Origin of the sequence: Desulfosporosinus cupriresistens, assembly GCF_001707885.1 — a bacterium.
Lineage (GTDB): Bacteria > Bacillota > Desulfitobacteriia > Desulfitobacteriales > Desulfitobacteriaceae > Desulfosporosinus.
Window position 1 is genome coordinate 36,467 of sequence record NZ_MASS01000009.1, and the last position, 16,356, is coordinate 52,822.

Here is a 16,356-nt window from a genome sequence, read left to right on the forward strand (position 1 = left end):
AGAAAGGGGCAATGTTATGAGCATTCAGGAACAAAATGAAAGTGGTATGCAAAGAGGGTTGAAGAACCGGCATATCCAAATGATCGCCTTAGGCGGAGCTATCGGAACCGGGCTGTTCTATGGATCAGCGGAAACCATTCGATTAGCAGGACCCAGTATCACGCTGTCCTATCTCATCGGGGGCTTAGTTATCTTCTTTATTATGAGAATGCTAGGCGAAATGTCTGTGGATGAACCTGTTTCAGGTTCCTTTAGCCACTATGCGTACAAGTATTGGGGCGAGTTTCCCGGTTTCCTCTCCGGTTGGAATTACTGGTTTAACTACATTATCGTCAGCATGGCAGAATTGACAGCCGTGGGTATTTACATCAACTATTGGTTTCCAACGTTTCCGCAGTGGTTATCCGCTCTGATATTTTTAATTCTTATTACAATGGCAAACTTAGTAAGCGTTAAAATGTATGGAGAATTTGAATTCTGGTTTGCCATTATTAAAGTTGTTGCCATTCTAGGGATGATCATATTTGGAATAATGTTAATCTTCACGGGAATTAACGGACAAGCTACTGGATTTAGCAACCTTTGGATACAAGGGGGGTTTCTGCCAAACGGAGTGGGGGGATTAGTCCTTTCCCTGGTTGTCGTTATGTTTAGTTTTGGAGGAATTGAACTAATCGGGATCACGGCTGGAGAAGCGGAGAACCCGAAAAAAACGATTCCGAGAGCCATTAACCAAGTCATGTGGCGTATCCTAATCTTCTATGTTGGGGCCTTATCTGTCATGATGATTATCTTTCCATGGAATAAGGTAGGGCTGGATGGGAGTCCATTTGTTCAAATCTTCTCGAAGATGGGAATCCCTGCCGCAGCAACTATCTTAAATGTTGTTGTTCTGACGGCTGCTCTTTCAGTCTATAACAGTGGTATTTACAGTAATGGCCGGATGCTTTATAGCTTGGCCCATCAAGGTAACGCACCTAGGTTTTTTGGTAAACTGAATAAAAGAGGCATTCCTGTTGCAGGAGTTTTAGCCTCATCCGCTCTAACGCTGGTGGCAGTCGTTCTGAACTATTTAGTCCCCGGTAAAGTCTTTATGTACTTGATTTCTATAGCCATTATTGCAGCAATCATTAACTGGACTATGATCATTATTATAAACCTTAGATTCCGCAAGTCTAAAGGGAAAGATGCCGATAAACTAGAGTTCAAAACCCCTCTACACCCGTACAGCAATTATGTTGCTTTAGCCTTCCTATTAATGATTGTGGTTTTGATGACAACGATGAAGGATATGAAACTGGCAGTCTACATTCTTCCTTTATGGTTATTCATTCTCTGGGTTGGTTTTAAAATCAAAAAGACAATGGGGAATAAGGGAATCACTTGATTGATAAGTTTTATTTCCACCCATAAGAAAAATTGACAACTATTCTTATCAATTTATAGGTTGTCATCGTTGGAAGTGGCTAGTATAGGTAATTTTGATCCCTTCCAACGGTGGCACGCAACTTGCAATACAATAATCATAGATCCAAAATTATCTGGAATAAAGGGAGGAACTTTATAATGGCTAGAAAAGCAGAACCTTATCGCATTAAAATGGTGGAATCCATGCGCATGATTTCTCGTGAAGAGCGTCTGATAAAGCTTCAAGAAGCTGGGTATAATCCCTTTCTGTTAAAAGCGGAAGACGTGTATATTGATCTTCTCACAGACAGCGGTACTGGTGCTATGAGTGACAAACAGTGGTCCGCATTGATGCTTGGAGATGAGTCTTATGCTGGAAGTAAATCCTTCTTTAAAGTGAAAGATGCGGTAAAAGGGATTTTCGGGTATGACTATGTGATTCCGACACACCAAGGTCGTGGGGCGGAACAAGTTCTCTTTCCCCATTTGAAAAAACACAACGGGCAATTTGTGCTTGGAAATATGCATTTCGATACGACTATGGCTCATATTGAGATGAATGGTATGGTTGCAGTCAACCTCGTTATTGAAGATGCTTTCGATACACAAAAGGAGCATCCATTTAAAGGTAACTTTGATCTGGAAAAACTCGAGAATTTCATCGTTGAAAAAGGTCCTAAAAACATTGCCTTCATTATTGTGACAGTAACCTGTAACTCATCGGGTGGACAACCAGTTTCTATGGAAAATTTCCGAGGGGTTCGGAAAATTGCAGATAAATACTCCTTGAAGATCGACATTGACTCCGCTCGTTTTGCCGAGAATGCCTATTTTATTAAGAAACGTGAACCAGGGTATGAAAATAAGAGCATTCAAGAGATTGTCAAAGAAATGTATGACATGGGTGACTACTTCACGATGAGTGCGAAGAAAGATGCTATTGTCAACATGGGTGGTTTAATTGGTATTAAGATTGAAGAAGAATTGTACCAGAATGCATGTACGAGCTGTGTACCTATGGAAGGCTTTGTAACTTACGGTGGGCTCTCTGGTCGAGATATGGAATGCTTAGCGGTTGGATTGTACGAAGGACTGGATGTTGATTATCTCGAAAGCCGAATTGGACAAGTGGAATACCTAGGCGATGAGCTTCGTAAGCTTGGTATCCCTATCCAATGGCCTGTCGGTGGACATGCCGTTTTCGTGGATGCTGGAAAGTTTCTTCCTCATATTCCCGCAGAACAATTTCCAGCTCAAGCCCTCAGTAACGAACTATATCTTGAGGCGGGCGTCCGTCCGGTTGAAGTAGGTTCTTTATTACTGGGACGCGATCCTGAGACCGGAATTCAAAAGAAAGCTGGCGTGGATTTCATGCGTTTGACCATTCCGCGTCGTGTCTATACTGATCGTCATATGGATGTAGTTGTGGATGCCTTAGCAGCGATTTGGGAACGTCGTGACCAAATAAAAGGCCTAGAATTCACTTATGAACCCAAAGTACTCCGTCACTTCCTTTGCAAGCTCAAGCCTATCGATGGTTAAGTTTTAAAACCTGAAAAGTACGAGTAAGAAACTTTAGGCACTAGCGCAGTGAAGGTTTACTGCGCTAGTGCATTGTTCAGGACCCGACTGGTTTTCAAACCTGATCGGGTTTTCTAATACTGCCAATGAATGATTTAGGAGGAGTAAGAATGTCGGAAATGGGTACTTGGGCCTTGAAAAGAGGTTTGGCCGAAATGCTTAAGGGTGGAGTCATCATGGACGTAACGACTCCTGAACAGGCCAAGATTGCAGAAGAAGCGGGCGCCTGTGCTGTTATGGCCTTAGAAAGGGTGCCTTCGGATATTCGTGCGGATGGTGGGGTTGCCAGAATGGCTGATCCATCTATTATTCTGCGGATTATGGAGTCGGTTACGATCCCGGTAATGGCTAAAGCGCGGATTGGGCACATGGTCGAGGCCCAGATTCTAGAAGCATTGGGAGCAGATTATATTGATGAAAGTGAAGTCCTCACACCGGCTGATGAGGAATTCCATATTTATAAGCATGATTTTAAAGTTCCGTTCGTGTGCGGAGCACGGAATCTAGGAGAAGCGCTTCGCCGGATCGGCGAAGGGGCAGCTATGATCAGGACAAAAGGGGAACCCGGAACGGGTAATGTTGTGGAAGCCGTTCGGCATATGAGAAAAGTCATGAGTGAAATTCGTCTTCTCCAAAACCTACCGAAGGAAGAACTAATGACGGCTGCTAAAAATATGGGTGCACCTTATGACTTAGTCGTACAAATCGCAGAACTTGGAAGATTACCGGTCGTTAATTTCGCGGCCGGGGGAATTGCAACCCCTGCAGATGCAGCTTTGATGATGCAACTGGGGTGTGATGGAGTCTTTGTGGGATCGGGCATCTTTAAGTCAAAGAATCCTACTGCACGTGCTAAAGCGATTGTTGCTGCAACCACTCATTATCGTGACAGTCAGATTTTAGCTGAGATATCAAAGGACTTGGGAGAATCGATGTCTGGGCTTGAAATATCAACACTACTGAAATCAGAGCGCATGCAAGACCGCGGCTGGTAATTGTCTAGGATTATATTATAGTTATAGCTGGTGATAAATTAACTTGGTTGATTTATCACCGGCTTTTTATTTTCATCAAATTTCAGTATACACACTCGGAAAATTGAGAAACTAGCTATTATATTAAGGCGATCTTAGCTACTGAGTGAAAAGGGAGTGCTAGCTTATGGGCTTGGTTTATACAGTATTTGTTCCACATCCACCTATCCTCGTCCCGGAGATCGGAAAGGGAGAAGAGCGTAAATGCCAGGCAAGTTTAGACGCCTACCGAGAGATTTCCGGACGTCTAGTTCGAGCGGAGGTTGAGACAGTGATTCTGATCTCTCCTCATGCACCGCTCACAAAGGATGGGATTACACTTTCAATAGAGGAGGTTGTCCGAGGAAATTTCGCTCAATTTGGAGCTGCACAGCTAAGCTTTTCATTTAAATGCGACGCTACAGTGCTTGCCCAATTTCAGAAAGAGTTGTCGGGAATTGTTCCGACAGAGGGACCTATTGATCACGGTGCCTTAGTACCACTCTATTTTATACAAAAGGCAGGTTGGAGTGGGAAGGTTGTCCTTTTAGGGATGCCCTTGGAGCGACCAGAAGAATATGGCTTACGTATAGGTCAAATCGTGGATAAGCTACCGGGACGCTATGCGCTTGTTGCCAGCGGGGATCTCTCCCATCGCCTGAAAGAAGACGGGCCGTATGGATTTGATTCTGCGGGGCCGGAATTTGATCAGGCCATTGTAAAAGGTCTTCAGCGAGACACGAAAAAGCTCACTAGTTTACCAGTTGATCTAGTCGAAAAAGCTGGTGAATGTGGGTACAGGAGCCTGCGCTTAGCCTTAGCGGCTAAAGAAGGAGCTCCAGAAGTGTTATCCTATGAGGGGCCATTTGGTGTAGGGTATATGGTGGCTGATCTGTATCATTCATCCCCCTTACCCCTTTGGGCGAGGCATTGCCTAAGCGCGTATTTGAATAATGAAGATCCTGGCCAACCTAGTTTTCCCGATTCTTCAGAGTTTGCTGTGCGGAGAGGATGTTTTGTAACGTTAAAGCAGAACGGGCAACTGCGTGGCTGTATTGGAACGACTGAGCCTTGGCAGGAAAATTTAGCTTTGGAAATTCAACATAATGCACTGGCTGCGGGAACACAAGACCCACGTTTTCGGCCAGTTCAAGCAGACGAAATGGATACCTTGAGTATCACTGTTGATGTGCTGGGGGAACTGGAGAAAATCGGGGGTACAGACGATTTAGATCCCTGGCGGTATGGAGTCGTTGTTCGTCGAGGAAGGAAAACTGGGCTTTTGCTCCCTCATTTAGAAGGTGTAGATACCATCGCTGAGCAAGTCAGTATTGCCAAACAAAAAGCGGGAATCTTGCCAGAGGAATCAGTGGAGCTTTGGCGTTTTGAGGTCAAGCAGTATTATGAATAATCTAAGCAAAGAGAGTAATCTAGGCAAAGAATTACATAGTGCGAGTTGTCTGGTATGTCCCCAGCATTGTCAATTAAAGCCTGGGCAGTCAGGGCGGTGTCATGCACGGGAAAATCGCGAGGGAAAGGTCGTATCTCGAACCTATGGTGAAGTTGCAGCCTGGAATTTAGACCCAATAGAAAAGAAGCCTCTTTATCACTTTTATCCTGGTTCTTGGATTTTTTCCGTCGGAGGATTTGGCTGTAACCTAAGCTGTTCGTTTTGTCAAAATCATGAGATATCCCAAAAACACCAAGTGGGAAGAAAAGTAACGCCTGCCGAGCTTGCAGAGCTGACCGGACAGGAGCGTAAATCGTTGGGGCTGTGTTTTACTTATTCAGAGCCGAGCGTGTGGTTTGAGATGATCAGGGATACTGCTCCTCTAGTACGAGCTCAAGGGGGAAAGGTGGTTTTAGTTAGCAACGGAACAATTTCGCCGCGTTTTCTCGAGGAGTTGATTCCGTGGCTAGATGCAGTCAATATTGATATTAAAGCGTTTTCGGAGGAGTTTTATCAACACTATTGTGGAGGAAAACTGGCTTGGGTTTTAGACAATGTAGAGCGATTAGCAGGGCGTGTTCATTTAGAGATAACAACTCTCGTTATTCCAGGGGCCAATGACGACCCGAAAGAACTCACTGGGTTGGCTCGTTGGCTACATCAGCTCAATGTTCCACTGGCCTGGCATTTGAGTCGTTATCACCCGGCCTATCGTTTAGTGGTACCGTCGACGGATCGACAGACCTTAGAACGATTATGGAATATTGGCAAAGAGTGGCTTCCTTATGTATATTTGGGGAATGTTAGCGGCGGGGATACGACGTTTTGTCCTCAGTGCGGAGAAGCTGTGATTCGGCGGGAACCAGTGCTGGTGAATCGTCTGGAGCGAGGGCGTTGTCCGAAATGTGGGGAGAGTATTTTTGGGGTTGGGATGAACGCGGTATTACCTCTAAATGGTCAGTAGATAAAAGCGAGAGTAGTCTTGGACTACCACTCTCGCTTGCAGAGTTTTATGCGGCGTGACTTAATAATAACGAATCAGGAGGTAAATAGCTGAAATTACAGTGGAGAGAATCATGATGGGAAAACCTACTTTAAGAAATTGAGTATAACGTATTTTAATGCCATTTTTCTCAGCAATTCCTGCCACGATGAGATTAGCGGAAGCTCCTACCAAGGTTCCGTTTCCGCCAAGGCAAGCGCCTAAGGCCAAAGCCCACCACAGGGGCTGTGTTTGTGCAGCAGTAAACTGGCTCAGTAAGGCGAGTTTTTGGATCAGTGGAATCATGGTTGCTACGAAAGGAATATTATCGAGGAAGGAAGAGAGCAGAGCGGATATAAATAAAATCAACATAGCCATGATGAGGGGGTCTCCCTGGGTCAGGCTCATGCTCCACACTGCGAGACGGTCAAGAACTCCGACTTCAATAAGGCCACCAACAAGAACGAACAAACCGGCAAAGAAAAAGAGCGTGGGCCATTCAATAGCTAAGAAAATGTCTTCAGGTTCTTCGTGGGTCCAGATCATTAAGAGCATTGCCCCGCTAAGGGCGATGGTGGCTGTTTCAAGGTGCAGAATGGAATGCAAAGAAAAACCCAAGATGACTAAGCTTAACACGGAAAGACTTTTTTTGAGTAAGGCAAAGTCTTTAATATGGTCCCATTCATTTTGAACCATGAGTTTAGTTTTTAATTCGTCTTTGGTAACTAACTTATGACGATATAGAAGATAAAAAATGTAAAGAGCAACAATAATAATGATAATAATAACGGGGGCCAGATTAATAATAAAATCCATAAAACTAAGTTGCGTTTGTCCGGCAATTATTATATTGGGTGGATCTCCGATAAGAGTTGCTGTGCCACCAATGTTACTCATGAGAATTTGACTGAAGAGAAAGGGAGTAGGATCGACTTCCAATTGATCAGCAATTGAAAGGGCTACAGGAACAATCAATAAGACAGTTGTGACGTTGTCCAATAATGCGGATAGGAAAGCTGTGAGCAAGGATAAGGAGAGCATCAGTAATAGGGGATCCCCCTTTACCTTTTTGCTAATCCAGATGGCTAAAAAGGTAAAGATGCCTGATCGTCGAGTCAGATCAACGATGATCATCATCCCAACCAATAGCCCCAAGGTGTTCCAATCAATATGATGAATCGCCTTTTCTTGAGTAAGAACCCCAAAGATAATCAGTAGTGAGGCACCGAAAACTGCGATTACAGCGCGAGGGATCTTTTCTATGATAATGAAGAAATAGCTAAATAAGAAGAGTGTTATGGCTATCCCAATGAGCATTAATACACCTCCAAAAAAAGTTTTTTACCTAATATTCCCAAAATAAAAGAGAGCAGTCTTCAGTGACTACTCTCCCCAGAGAAGTTCTATCTTGTAATCTGGCGATCTTAGCTTAAGTTCCAAATAACTTTAAAAGTACTTTGGTTTTCTTAAGCCTTAGACCCATGACTTTAGCGTCCTTCGCTTTCGCAAAGTTTACCCCAACCGAACTGCTGATTATTAAATTCAGAATAACAGATTTGTTGTCAGTATATCAAGCAGGGTTAGTAATCGTCAAGAACTAAAGATGTTTTTCTATCGGAAATTAATCTTGAATTCTTTCGCTTAACTGTAAACAATTCCCCCGGATAAAAGTTTAAACTAAATCAAATAATAACCTTGAAATTCGACAAGTAATTATCACTTCAAATAAATTAGCTAAAAGGGAGGGCTTTTAAGTGTTTAAACATGTTAAGGATATGGAATACACCGTACATGTCGACCAACCAGATCCTCGATTTGCCGTCTTATTATTAGAGCAATTTGGGGGTGGCAATGGTGAACTTAAAGCAGCTATGCAGTATTTTTCTCAGAGTGTAGGGTGTAATGATCCGAAAATAAGGGATTTACTGCAAGATATTGCAGCTGAGGAGTTAAGCCATTTAGAAATGGTCGGTGAAGCCTTAGCAATGTTGATTGGACCCGTTGATAGCATTCCTAAAGATTTCCCAGCCAATCATATGGCCCTGTTAGGAGGAGGCCCACTCCTGGTCAACTCTGCCGGTGTACCTTGGACATCTAACTTTGTTAATTCAACTGGGGATTTATATACTGATCTTTCCGCCAATGCGGGAGCAGAGTTGCGAGCTAAACTAGTTTATGAGCGTCTGTTGCAACAAACAGATGATGCCGGTGTCAAAGATATGATCCGATTTCTTTTAAGCCGCGAGGAATCTCATAACTTCTCGTTTATGCAAGCGATTAATACCTTAGCAGGAAGCGGAGTAAATAAAGACTTTAGAGATTCTGACTTCTCTAAGAAATACATGAATATGTCCACTGGACAAGGAGATAGTCGAGGCCCCTGGAATCAAGGCAACGAATTCTCCTATGAGGAGAACCCCAACGAGAAATATGGTGGGCCAGCTCAGTACGGTAAAGATCCGCAATCGGCTGGAACTAAGGAAGTCAAGCCAGGCTACAATGACCATACTCGAAACAATCCACAGTATTCTCAACCTCAACCACCGGGACAACATTAAACAGAGATAGAGATGTTTGAATTTTAGGAAGACCTCACCTTTAGTATAAAACGGACAGAAAATGTCCGTTTTTTATATTTGACCTATAAATATTTGTTTGACAATTAAATACAAAGGGAGTAATATACTTCGTGGACGAAGTATTCTTACACGAAATATTCTTATACGAAATATATTGGGAAGCGGTGAACAAAATGGAGAACTCAAATGATAGTGTAAAAGTTGCCAAACTTTTTCAGGAAGTAATGCATCTTTTCAAGCAAAATATGAGCAAAATGTTTGAGGGAATTGGTATGACTGCTCCGCAAAGCATGGTCATTGGAATTTTAAGTAAAGAGAAAACGCTTAAAATAACAGAATTAAGTAGTAAGCTTTGTTTATCCAATAGTACGGTATCAGGCATTATCGATAGGCTTGAGAAGCAGGGGATGGTAGAAAGAAAAAGAAGTGAACAAGATAAAAGAGTCGTTTATGTCAGCATATCTTCTGATTTTATGGAAAGGCACAAGAATTTTCATAAAAGACTAGAGGAAAGCATCGAAAACACAATGAACAAAGGCACGCCCGAAGAACTTGATAAAATATTTGAAGGTTTAGATGCCTTGAGGAAGCTTCTAGGTGGTTACGAAGAATAATTTGAACTCATCTAGATTACAAAAGATTGGAGAGATGTTTAATGCTTAAATTATATAGATTCCTAAAACAATATACTCTATATATAGCTGTTATAATCGTTTTTCTTTTTGCACAAGTACTTTCAGATCTCTATTTACCTACCTTAATGGCCGATATTGTTGACAAGGGTTTAGCTAACCAAGATATTAATTATATTCTTAAAATAGGTGGTTTCATGTTACTCATTGCAGCAGGTGGGACATTATGTGCGATTATGGCCACTTATCTCTCATCAAAAACAGCTGTAGGATTTGGCAAGATCTTGCGAGAAAAGATTTTTGCTAAAGTTGAAAGTTTTTCTTTGCATGAGTTTGATAAATTTGGAACTGCGACACTGATTACCAGAACAACCAATGATGTAACTCAAATTCAGCAAGTATCTGTTTTGATCCTAAGTATGATGATTACTGCGCCGTTAACTTGTATTGGTGGAGTTATTATGGCCTTGCAACAGGATAGATCACTGGCGTGGGTGCTTGTGGTTACAATACCAATCCTATTCCTTGTAATTGGGATCACCTTGAAAAGAGGCTTGCCTCTATTTAAGGTCATGCAAGAAAAAATAGATAAATTGAATCTTGTTTTACGAGAGAAACTGACAGGCATCAGAGTGGTGCGAGCTTTTAATCGCATTGAGAAAGAAAGAGTACGCTTTGATGACGCTAACGCAGATCTTATGGACAATGCAGTTAAAGTCAATATAATTATGGCGGTATTAATGCCAGCGATGATGTTGATTATGAACTTAACCACTGTGGCACTTGTTTGGTTTGGTGCGCTAAGAATAGAAGAGGGATCTATGCAGATTGGATCACTGTTAGCCTTTATTCAATATGCTACGCAAATATTATTTTCCTTACTGATGCTTGTGATGTTATTCATTATGGTTCCCCGTGCTCAGGTTTCGGCGGTGAGAATCAACGAAGTACTGGAAGCAAATCTCGATATCATTGATCCTGAAAAATCAGATACCACCAATAGTGAAAGAGGTTTTGTTGAATTTAAAGAAGTATCCTTTAGGTACCCTGGCGCAGATCAACCAGCTCTTAACAAGATAACCTTCAGCGCAAAACCAGGTGAGCTAACAGCAATTATTGGAGGGACCGGTTCGGGAAAATCCACGTTAGTTAATTTAATTACTCGTTTCTACGATGTGGAAAACGGCAGTGTTTTAGTTGATGGAGTCGATGTTCGAGAAATGAGTCAGAAAGCGTTGCGTGCTAAAATTGGTTTTGTTCCTCAAAAAACGGTGCTTTTTTCAGGGACTATTGCTGAAAATATAAAATACGGCAAAGAAAATGCTACTTTGGAAGAGATTGAACAGGCAGCCCGTGTTGCTCAAGCAACGGAGTTCGTCTCAGGGTTAGAAGCAGGTTTTGACCATCATATTGCCCAGGGTGGAACCAATGTTTCAGGGGGACAGAAACAACGCCTTTCTATTGCCCGTGCTTTAATTAGGAAACCGGAGATCTATATTTTTGACGATAGTTTCTCTGCCTTAGATTTTAAAACCTCTGCTAAGCTACGGGCAGCGCTTAAGCCCGAAGTCCTGGATGCTACAGTTTTTATTATTGCCCAAAGCGTTTCAACTGTCAGAGATGCTGATAGAATTATAGTCTTAGATGACGGTCAGATATCGGGCATGGGAACGCATAAAGAATTGCTTAATACCTGCAAGGTATATCGCGAGATTGTAGCTTCACAGCTTTCAGAGGAGGAATTAGCATGAGTGAAGAACGTAAAGTTGATAAACCTCAACAAGGAGTTTTTGGTGGAAGATCAGGCGGCCCAGCGGGATCACTTGGAAAACCGGTAGAAAAAGCGAAGGATTTCAAGGGGACGCTTTTCAGGTTGCTTAGTTATTTAAAGCCTCAGAGAACTAGATTTATTACTGTGTTTATATTTGCAATCTTGGGAACAGTTTTCAGTATTGTTGGACCTAAAATTATGAGTAAGGCGATTACAAAAATAGCTGAAGGTTTCGGAGCCAAAATGATGGCCCTGAAGATGCATCAGCCTATTCCAAGCATGGATTTCACGTATATTGGTCAGATTGTGTTAATTCTTTTAGGGTTATATCTTATTAGTGCGGCATTTAGTTATTTGCAACAATATATTATGGCTGGAGTTGCCCAAAAAACGGTTTATAATATGCGTAAGGAAGTTGATGAGAAGCTTGCCCGCTTGCCGCTTAAGTTCTTTGATGCCCGTACGCATGGCGAAATTCTCAGCCGGGTTACCAACGATTTTGATAATATTTCAACGACGCTTCAGCAAAGTCTGACCCAATTGATTACTTCTATTGTAACGATTCTAGGTGTTGTGGTTATGATGCTTTCCATAAGCCCCTTATTAACCCTTATTGTTATCTTAACGTTACCACTCTATGTTTTTGTGACCATGAAAATAGCCAAACACTCTCAAAAGAACTTTGCTGAACAGCAAAGATCACTGGGACAACTTAATGGGCATGTCGAAGAAATGTACACTGGTCACAGAATTGTTAAGGCTTTCGGCCGTGAGGATGAATCGATTACAACCTTTAATGCTATTAATGATCAACTCTATAATGCCGGCTATAAAGCACAGTTTATTTCAGGGATAATAATGCCCTTAATGAGATTCGTTGGCAATCTAGGATATGTTATTGTCTGTGTCGTTGGCGGTATTTTTGCAACCAGAGGTACCATCACAATTGGCGATATTCTAGCGTTTATTCAATACTCAAGGCAATTTACGATGCCTATCGTTCAAACGGCCAATATAGCTAACATCATTCAATCAACGGTGGCATCTGCTGAACGTGTCTTTGAATTGCTGGATGAAAGCGAAGAATTACCGGATAGTGCGAATGCTAAAGTTATTGCCTTCCCTAAGGGCGAAGTAAGATTTGAAAATGTAGACTTTAGCTATAAAGAAGAAGAACCACTTATCAAGAATATGAATATCGACGTGAAGCAGGGTCATACCATTGCTATCGTTGGGCCGACGGGTGCCGGGAAGACGACACTTGTTAATCTGCTGATGCGGTTCTATGAAATAGGTGCTGGTAAAATCACGATCGATGGCGTTGATATCCGAGATATCAAGCGTGGCTCTTTACGCAGTATGTTCGGCATGGTGCTTCAAGATACTTGGCTTTTTAATGGTACTATTATGGAGAATATAGCCTACGGGCGAGAGGGTGCTACAGAAGAAGAGGTTATCCAAGCAACAAGAGCTGCACACGCCCATCACTTCATTAAAACACTTCCTGATGGTTATAATACAATCTTGAATGAAGAAGCTTCGAATATTTCGCAGGGTCAAAAACAACTTCTAACGATTGCTCGGGCAATCCTGGCAGATCCGTCAATTCTAATTCTTGATGAAGCGACCAGTAGTGTTGACTCGAGAACTGAGGTTTATATCCAAAGAGCGATGACGGAACTTATGAATGGTCGAACAAGCTTTGTAATTGCCCATAGACTTTCTACGATCAGAGATGCGGAATTGATCTTGGTAATGAACAAAGGAAGTATTATTGAAATGGGTAACCATAATGATCTTCTTGCTCAGAATGGTTTCTATGCAGATCTTTACAATAGTCAGTTTGCTGGAGCAAATTTAGAGAATGACGTAGTCTAAAAAGAGGGGGATGTGTGAAAACTCAGTCTCCAAAATTTCAAGTGGTTACAACAATCAATAAGCGTCCTCATTTCACTATTAAAGTGGAGTGAGGACGCTTGTGTTTTGATGATATAGAAGCAAAAGTGGGGATGTGAAAAATATAGTAACAAGTTTTAGCACAGCCCCCTTTTGGTGCTAAGTCAGAAAGAATAAGTTTTCAGGAATCTGTATGGTAACTTGAGGAGTTATGGTGAGGGGCAATTCATGAATTGCCTTACTAGTTCTTAATCGTTATGTTCATGAGGGTGTTTATGACCATGTTCAGGGTGTTCGTGGTCATGATTGTTGTGGTTGTGGTCGTGTTCAGGAACGTTATGGTGACTGCTTTGACCATCCTCATGCGAAGTATGGTCGTCATGGTGGCTATGGGTATGACTGTGGTGATTATGATGGTGTTGATGCTCATGCTCATGAGAGAGACCGAGGGCATGAGCTATCGTATGCTCTTTATCAGGAAGAGCATCAAACCAGCCATTATTGGCATCCTCTTTGCTGTCCAAGAAATGCATATACGGTTTGATGTCTATTAAGGGGGTTCCATTATAAACATCAATCCCTGAAATGATGAGTTCATTACCATGGATTTCTTTTACTTTGACAATACTTAGGCCGATGGGATTGGGTCTTTTAGGGGAGCGGCTAGCAAAGAGGCCGATTTCAGTTTCGGGAGCCCAGGGGGAGGTTGTCAGCAGTTCAACCGGAGAGGTCACTTGATCTAGCTGATAGAGGACATAAATGTACTTAAAGGTGTTTAAGGTTTTTAGAGCACTGGCATAGTCGGGATTAAGCGTTATCCAAAAATCACCGGGTGCGTCAGGAATCGGCTGATGGGGAGTATTAAAGGCAAAATAGGGCGTATGAATTGTACCAATGGATTGAAATGTGATGTCCATAAAAATCCCCTTTCATTTTTTAACCGTGGTTCTTAGCTCCACCGATATGAAAATGAGATCGCTCATGAATAAGATTTACATCTAAGAGAAGTTCCCTGTCACTTAGAATTTCGGGCGCTGTGCTGTCTGCAGCGACTGTATGGTTTTCGCGTAAGACAATCACCCGCTGGGCGATTTCTTCAACAATGGAAAGGTCATGTGTTGCGGTTATGATCGTCTTCCCAGCGTTTTGGAGGGCTGAAAGAAATTCTACAAGCCAAAACTGAGTGCGAGGGTCGAGTCCATTCGTAGGTTCATCAAGAAATAAAACTTCAGGGTTAGCGGTAAGAACGCATGCCAAAGCGACTTTTTTCTTCTCCCCACCGCTTAGTTTATAAGGGGGGCGGTCTAGCAGAGGTGTGATTCCCAGCAGGTCAGCAGTTTCAACAATCCGTTGTTTCACCTGTTCGGTTGAAAGACCAAGTTGAAGTGGCGCAAAGGATAACTCATCCCGGACGGTAGCAGAGAATAGTTGGGCATCAGAATTCTGAAAAATAAAACCCACACGTTGGCGAAACTCAGATAAAAATGAAGGATCCTGCAGTTTCTTTTCTGTAATTTCCTGACCAAAGGCCAGAATTTGACCGGATGTAGGATGAACAAGTCCGGCAAGAATCTTCAGTAGTGTTGACTTCCCACTTCCATTGGCGCCAAGAATAACAAGGCTTTGTGCTGGGTAGAGTTGAAGATGAATATCGGATAATACGGGATGATCAGGAATATAGGCGTACGAAACAGCCGTTAATTGGAAAATAGGGACGGTTTGTTCTGACAAGTTATTATCCTCCTAAGACTTTGTCGGCAGCATAAAGTGATAAACTTAACATAAGGCTGACTCCTATGCTAAAGATGTCTATCCAACGCAGTTGGAAAGGTTGAAGGGTATAAATTTCGCCGGTATATCCCCGTGCGGTCATCGATGTATAGACCTCTTCACTCATCTGAAGCGATTTTCCGAAAAGATGAGCAATGGAGGAACCGACAAATCGTCGCTGTTCAGCTCCGGAAGAATGGCCTGAGTCACGTGCCTTCCGTGCTAAGAACATGTCTTCAAGGAGGGTGATGAGCACAAAAATATAACGGTAGGTCATTTCCAGGGTAACGATGAAAATCCTAGGGACGAAAATAGTGCGTAACGCGCGCAACAGATTGTTCCAGCGCGTGGTAAGGGTGAGAAGAACGGCGAGAGTGACTGAAATGCCGACTCTGCTGATCAGGAGGATTGCTCCCCAAAAGCCCTGTGAAGTAATGCTTAATTCACGCGGAAAATGAACGGGTCCGACGTGGAGTGAGGTTGAGAAAGTCCAAATGGTCCAGAGGGGATCACCAGGGCGTACCCAATTAAATAAGGCCGGGAGAACCATAATTCCCGTAAATAAGGGTATAACTAACCAGACCCGCTGAACGAGGAACCGAGTAGGAACCTTCGATAACGTGGCCAGGATCAGAATAATCAGATAAGTCCCCCAAAGTAGAGGCAAATGACGCAAAAGATTGACAGTTATGAGGAGTGAAAAAAAGGCAAGCAGTTTCATCCTGGGATCCATAGCTTGCAGGAACCCTGAGCGAAGAGCGACCTCCTCAGAATAGACGGACTCCCTTACAAAAGTAATAATACCTTTAAGGGTTTTTTGAATAAAGTTCGATTGCTTTAATTTTGAAGGAGAAGGCGCAAGTGGACTATTATCTTGAAGCCAAAGAGGAAGATCCATGCTGATTAGCTCTCTTTCGTTATTTAATGTCGGTTCTTTCTAAAATAATGCGGTGGTTCAGAAGAGTCATGTCTTTGATTCTGGCTTGGATAAACATTTGTTTTCCGAAAATATCCATGAGTTTAAGACCGTTTTCATAGGGTTCGATGATATCTACTGATTCCATAAACAACACTTCGTTTTCTCCATCTTTAAGATAGGCATTAGCTTCACACATTATTATTTTGCTCCTTCTTTTTTAAAATTAAAGGCTTTGGATACCTATATTCGGGTCGACCGCTATGTTTTTGTACTAGTCAGTATATATTAGCCAGGTTTTATTAGGCATTAAGTTATAACTATTATTCGACAGTCAGTAGGGATTTCCTGTAAAAGTA

General features: G+C 42.4%; 14 protein-coding genes and 1 riboswitch. Of the genes, 9 read left to right on the forward strand and 5 right to left on the reverse strand.

Annotated elements, in window-relative coordinates; translation table 11 throughout:
- Window positions 1-16 precede the first annotated feature (16 nt).
- From DSBG_RS05400 to amrS, 5 genes are all read left to right on the forward strand, one after another.
- Window positions 17-1,387, forward strand: a complete 1,371-nt coding sequence (locus tag DSBG_RS05400; RefSeq protein ID WP_068963170.1) for an amino acid permease — start codon at window positions 17-19, stop codon at window positions 1,385-1,387.
- A 179-nt stretch (window positions 1,388-1,566) separates the two neighbouring features.
- A complete protein-coding gene (locus DSBG_RS05405) occupies window positions 1,567-2,949 on the forward strand; it encodes a tryptophanase (protein ID WP_068963171.1) in 1,383 nt (460 codons plus the stop codon).
- A 149-nt stretch (window positions 2,950-3,098) separates the two neighbouring features.
- Window positions 3,099-3,983, forward strand: coding sequence for a pyridoxal 5'-phosphate synthase lyase subunit PdxS (gene pdxS, locus DSBG_RS05410; RefSeq protein WP_068963172.1), 885 nt, complete (start codon window positions 3,099-3,101; stop codon window positions 3,981-3,983).
- Between the two features lie 166 nt (window positions 3,984-4,149).
- Window positions 4,150-5,412 (forward strand): AmmeMemoRadiSam system protein A, encoded by a 1,263-nt coding sequence (gene amrA, locus DSBG_RS05415; RefSeq protein WP_068963173.1) that lies wholly within the window; start codon window positions 4,150-4,152, stop codon window positions 5,410-5,412.
- A complete protein-coding gene (gene amrS / locus DSBG_RS05420) occupies window positions 5,405-6,415 on the forward strand; it encodes an AmmeMemoRadiSam system radical SAM enzyme (RefSeq protein WP_068963174.1) in 1,011 nt (336 codons plus the stop codon). The genes amrA and amrS overlap by 8 nt, the downstream gene beginning before the upstream one ends.
- Window positions 6,416-6,475: 60 nt before the next feature.
- Here amrS and DSBG_RS05425 read toward each other — a convergent pair whose 3' ends face one another.
- Window positions 6,476-7,750, reverse strand: a complete 1,275-nt coding sequence (locus tag DSBG_RS05425) for an ArsB/NhaD family transporter (protein ID WP_068963175.1) — start codon at window positions 7,748-7,750, stop codon at window positions 6,476-6,478.
- A gap of 89 nt (window positions 7,751-7,839) precedes the next feature.
- Window positions 7,840-7,960: riboswitch (cyclic di-GMP riboswitch) on the reverse strand.
- Between the two features lie 227 nt (window positions 7,961-8,187).
- On the opposite strand from DSBG_RS05425, the gene DSBG_RS05430 reads away from it, so the two are divergent.
- The 4 genes from DSBG_RS05430 to DSBG_RS05445 all read left to right on the forward strand — a co-directional run bounded on the left by DSBG_RS05430 (window position 8,188) and on the right by DSBG_RS05445 (window position 13,293).
- Complete coding sequence (locus DSBG_RS05430; protein ID WP_068963176.1) at window positions 8,188-8,991, forward strand: manganese catalase family protein; 804 nt, start codon at window positions 8,188-8,190, stop codon at window positions 8,989-8,991.
- A 194-nt stretch (window positions 8,992-9,185) separates the two neighbouring features.
- Complete coding sequence (locus tag DSBG_RS05435; RefSeq protein ID WP_009614857.1) at window positions 9,186-9,626, forward strand: MarR family winged helix-turn-helix transcriptional regulator; 441 nt, start codon at window positions 9,186-9,188, stop codon at window positions 9,624-9,626.
- Between the two features lie 41 nt (window positions 9,627-9,667).
- Entirely contained in the window at window positions 9,668-11,395 is a 1,728-nt protein-coding gene (locus tag DSBG_RS05440) for an ABC transporter ATP-binding protein (protein WP_068963177.1), read from the forward strand.
- Complete coding sequence (locus DSBG_RS05445) at window positions 11,392-13,293, forward strand: ABC transporter ATP-binding protein (protein ID WP_068963178.1); 1,902 nt, start codon at window positions 11,392-11,394, stop codon at window positions 13,291-13,293. The genes DSBG_RS05440 and DSBG_RS05445 overlap by 4 nt, the downstream gene beginning before the upstream one ends.
- A 266-nt stretch (window positions 13,294-13,559) precedes the next feature.
- Here DSBG_RS05445 and tsaA read toward each other — a convergent pair whose 3' ends face one another.
- The 4 genes from tsaA to DSBG_RS05465 are packed head-to-tail and all read right to left on the reverse strand — an operon-like array spanning window position 13,560 to window position 16,196.
- Window positions 13,560-14,228: a tRNA (N6-threonylcarbamoyladenosine(37)-N6)-methyltransferase TrmO gene (gene tsaA / locus DSBG_RS05450; protein WP_068963179.1), complete on the reverse strand. Its 669-nt coding sequence runs from the start codon at window positions 14,226-14,228 to the stop codon at window positions 13,560-13,562.
- A gap of 19 nt (window positions 14,229-14,247) precedes the next feature.
- Entirely contained in the window at window positions 14,248-15,042 is a 795-nt protein-coding gene (locus tag DSBG_RS05455; RefSeq protein WP_009614850.1) for an energy-coupling factor ABC transporter ATP-binding protein, read from the reverse strand.
- A gap of 4 nt (window positions 15,043-15,046) precedes the next feature.
- Window positions 15,047-15,979 (reverse strand): cobalt ECF transporter T component CbiQ, encoded by a 933-nt coding sequence (cbiQ, locus tag DSBG_RS05460; RefSeq protein ID WP_068963180.1) that lies wholly within the window; start codon window positions 15,977-15,979, stop codon window positions 15,047-15,049.
- Between the two features lie 19 nt (window positions 15,980-15,998).
- Window positions 15,999-16,196 carry a CooT family nickel-binding protein gene (locus DSBG_RS05465; RefSeq protein ID WP_068963181.1) on the reverse strand — a complete coding sequence of 66 codons (198 nt, stop codon included), beginning with the start codon at window positions 16,194-16,196 and terminating at the stop codon, window positions 15,999-16,001.
- Window positions 16,197-16,356 lie beyond the last annotated feature (160 nt).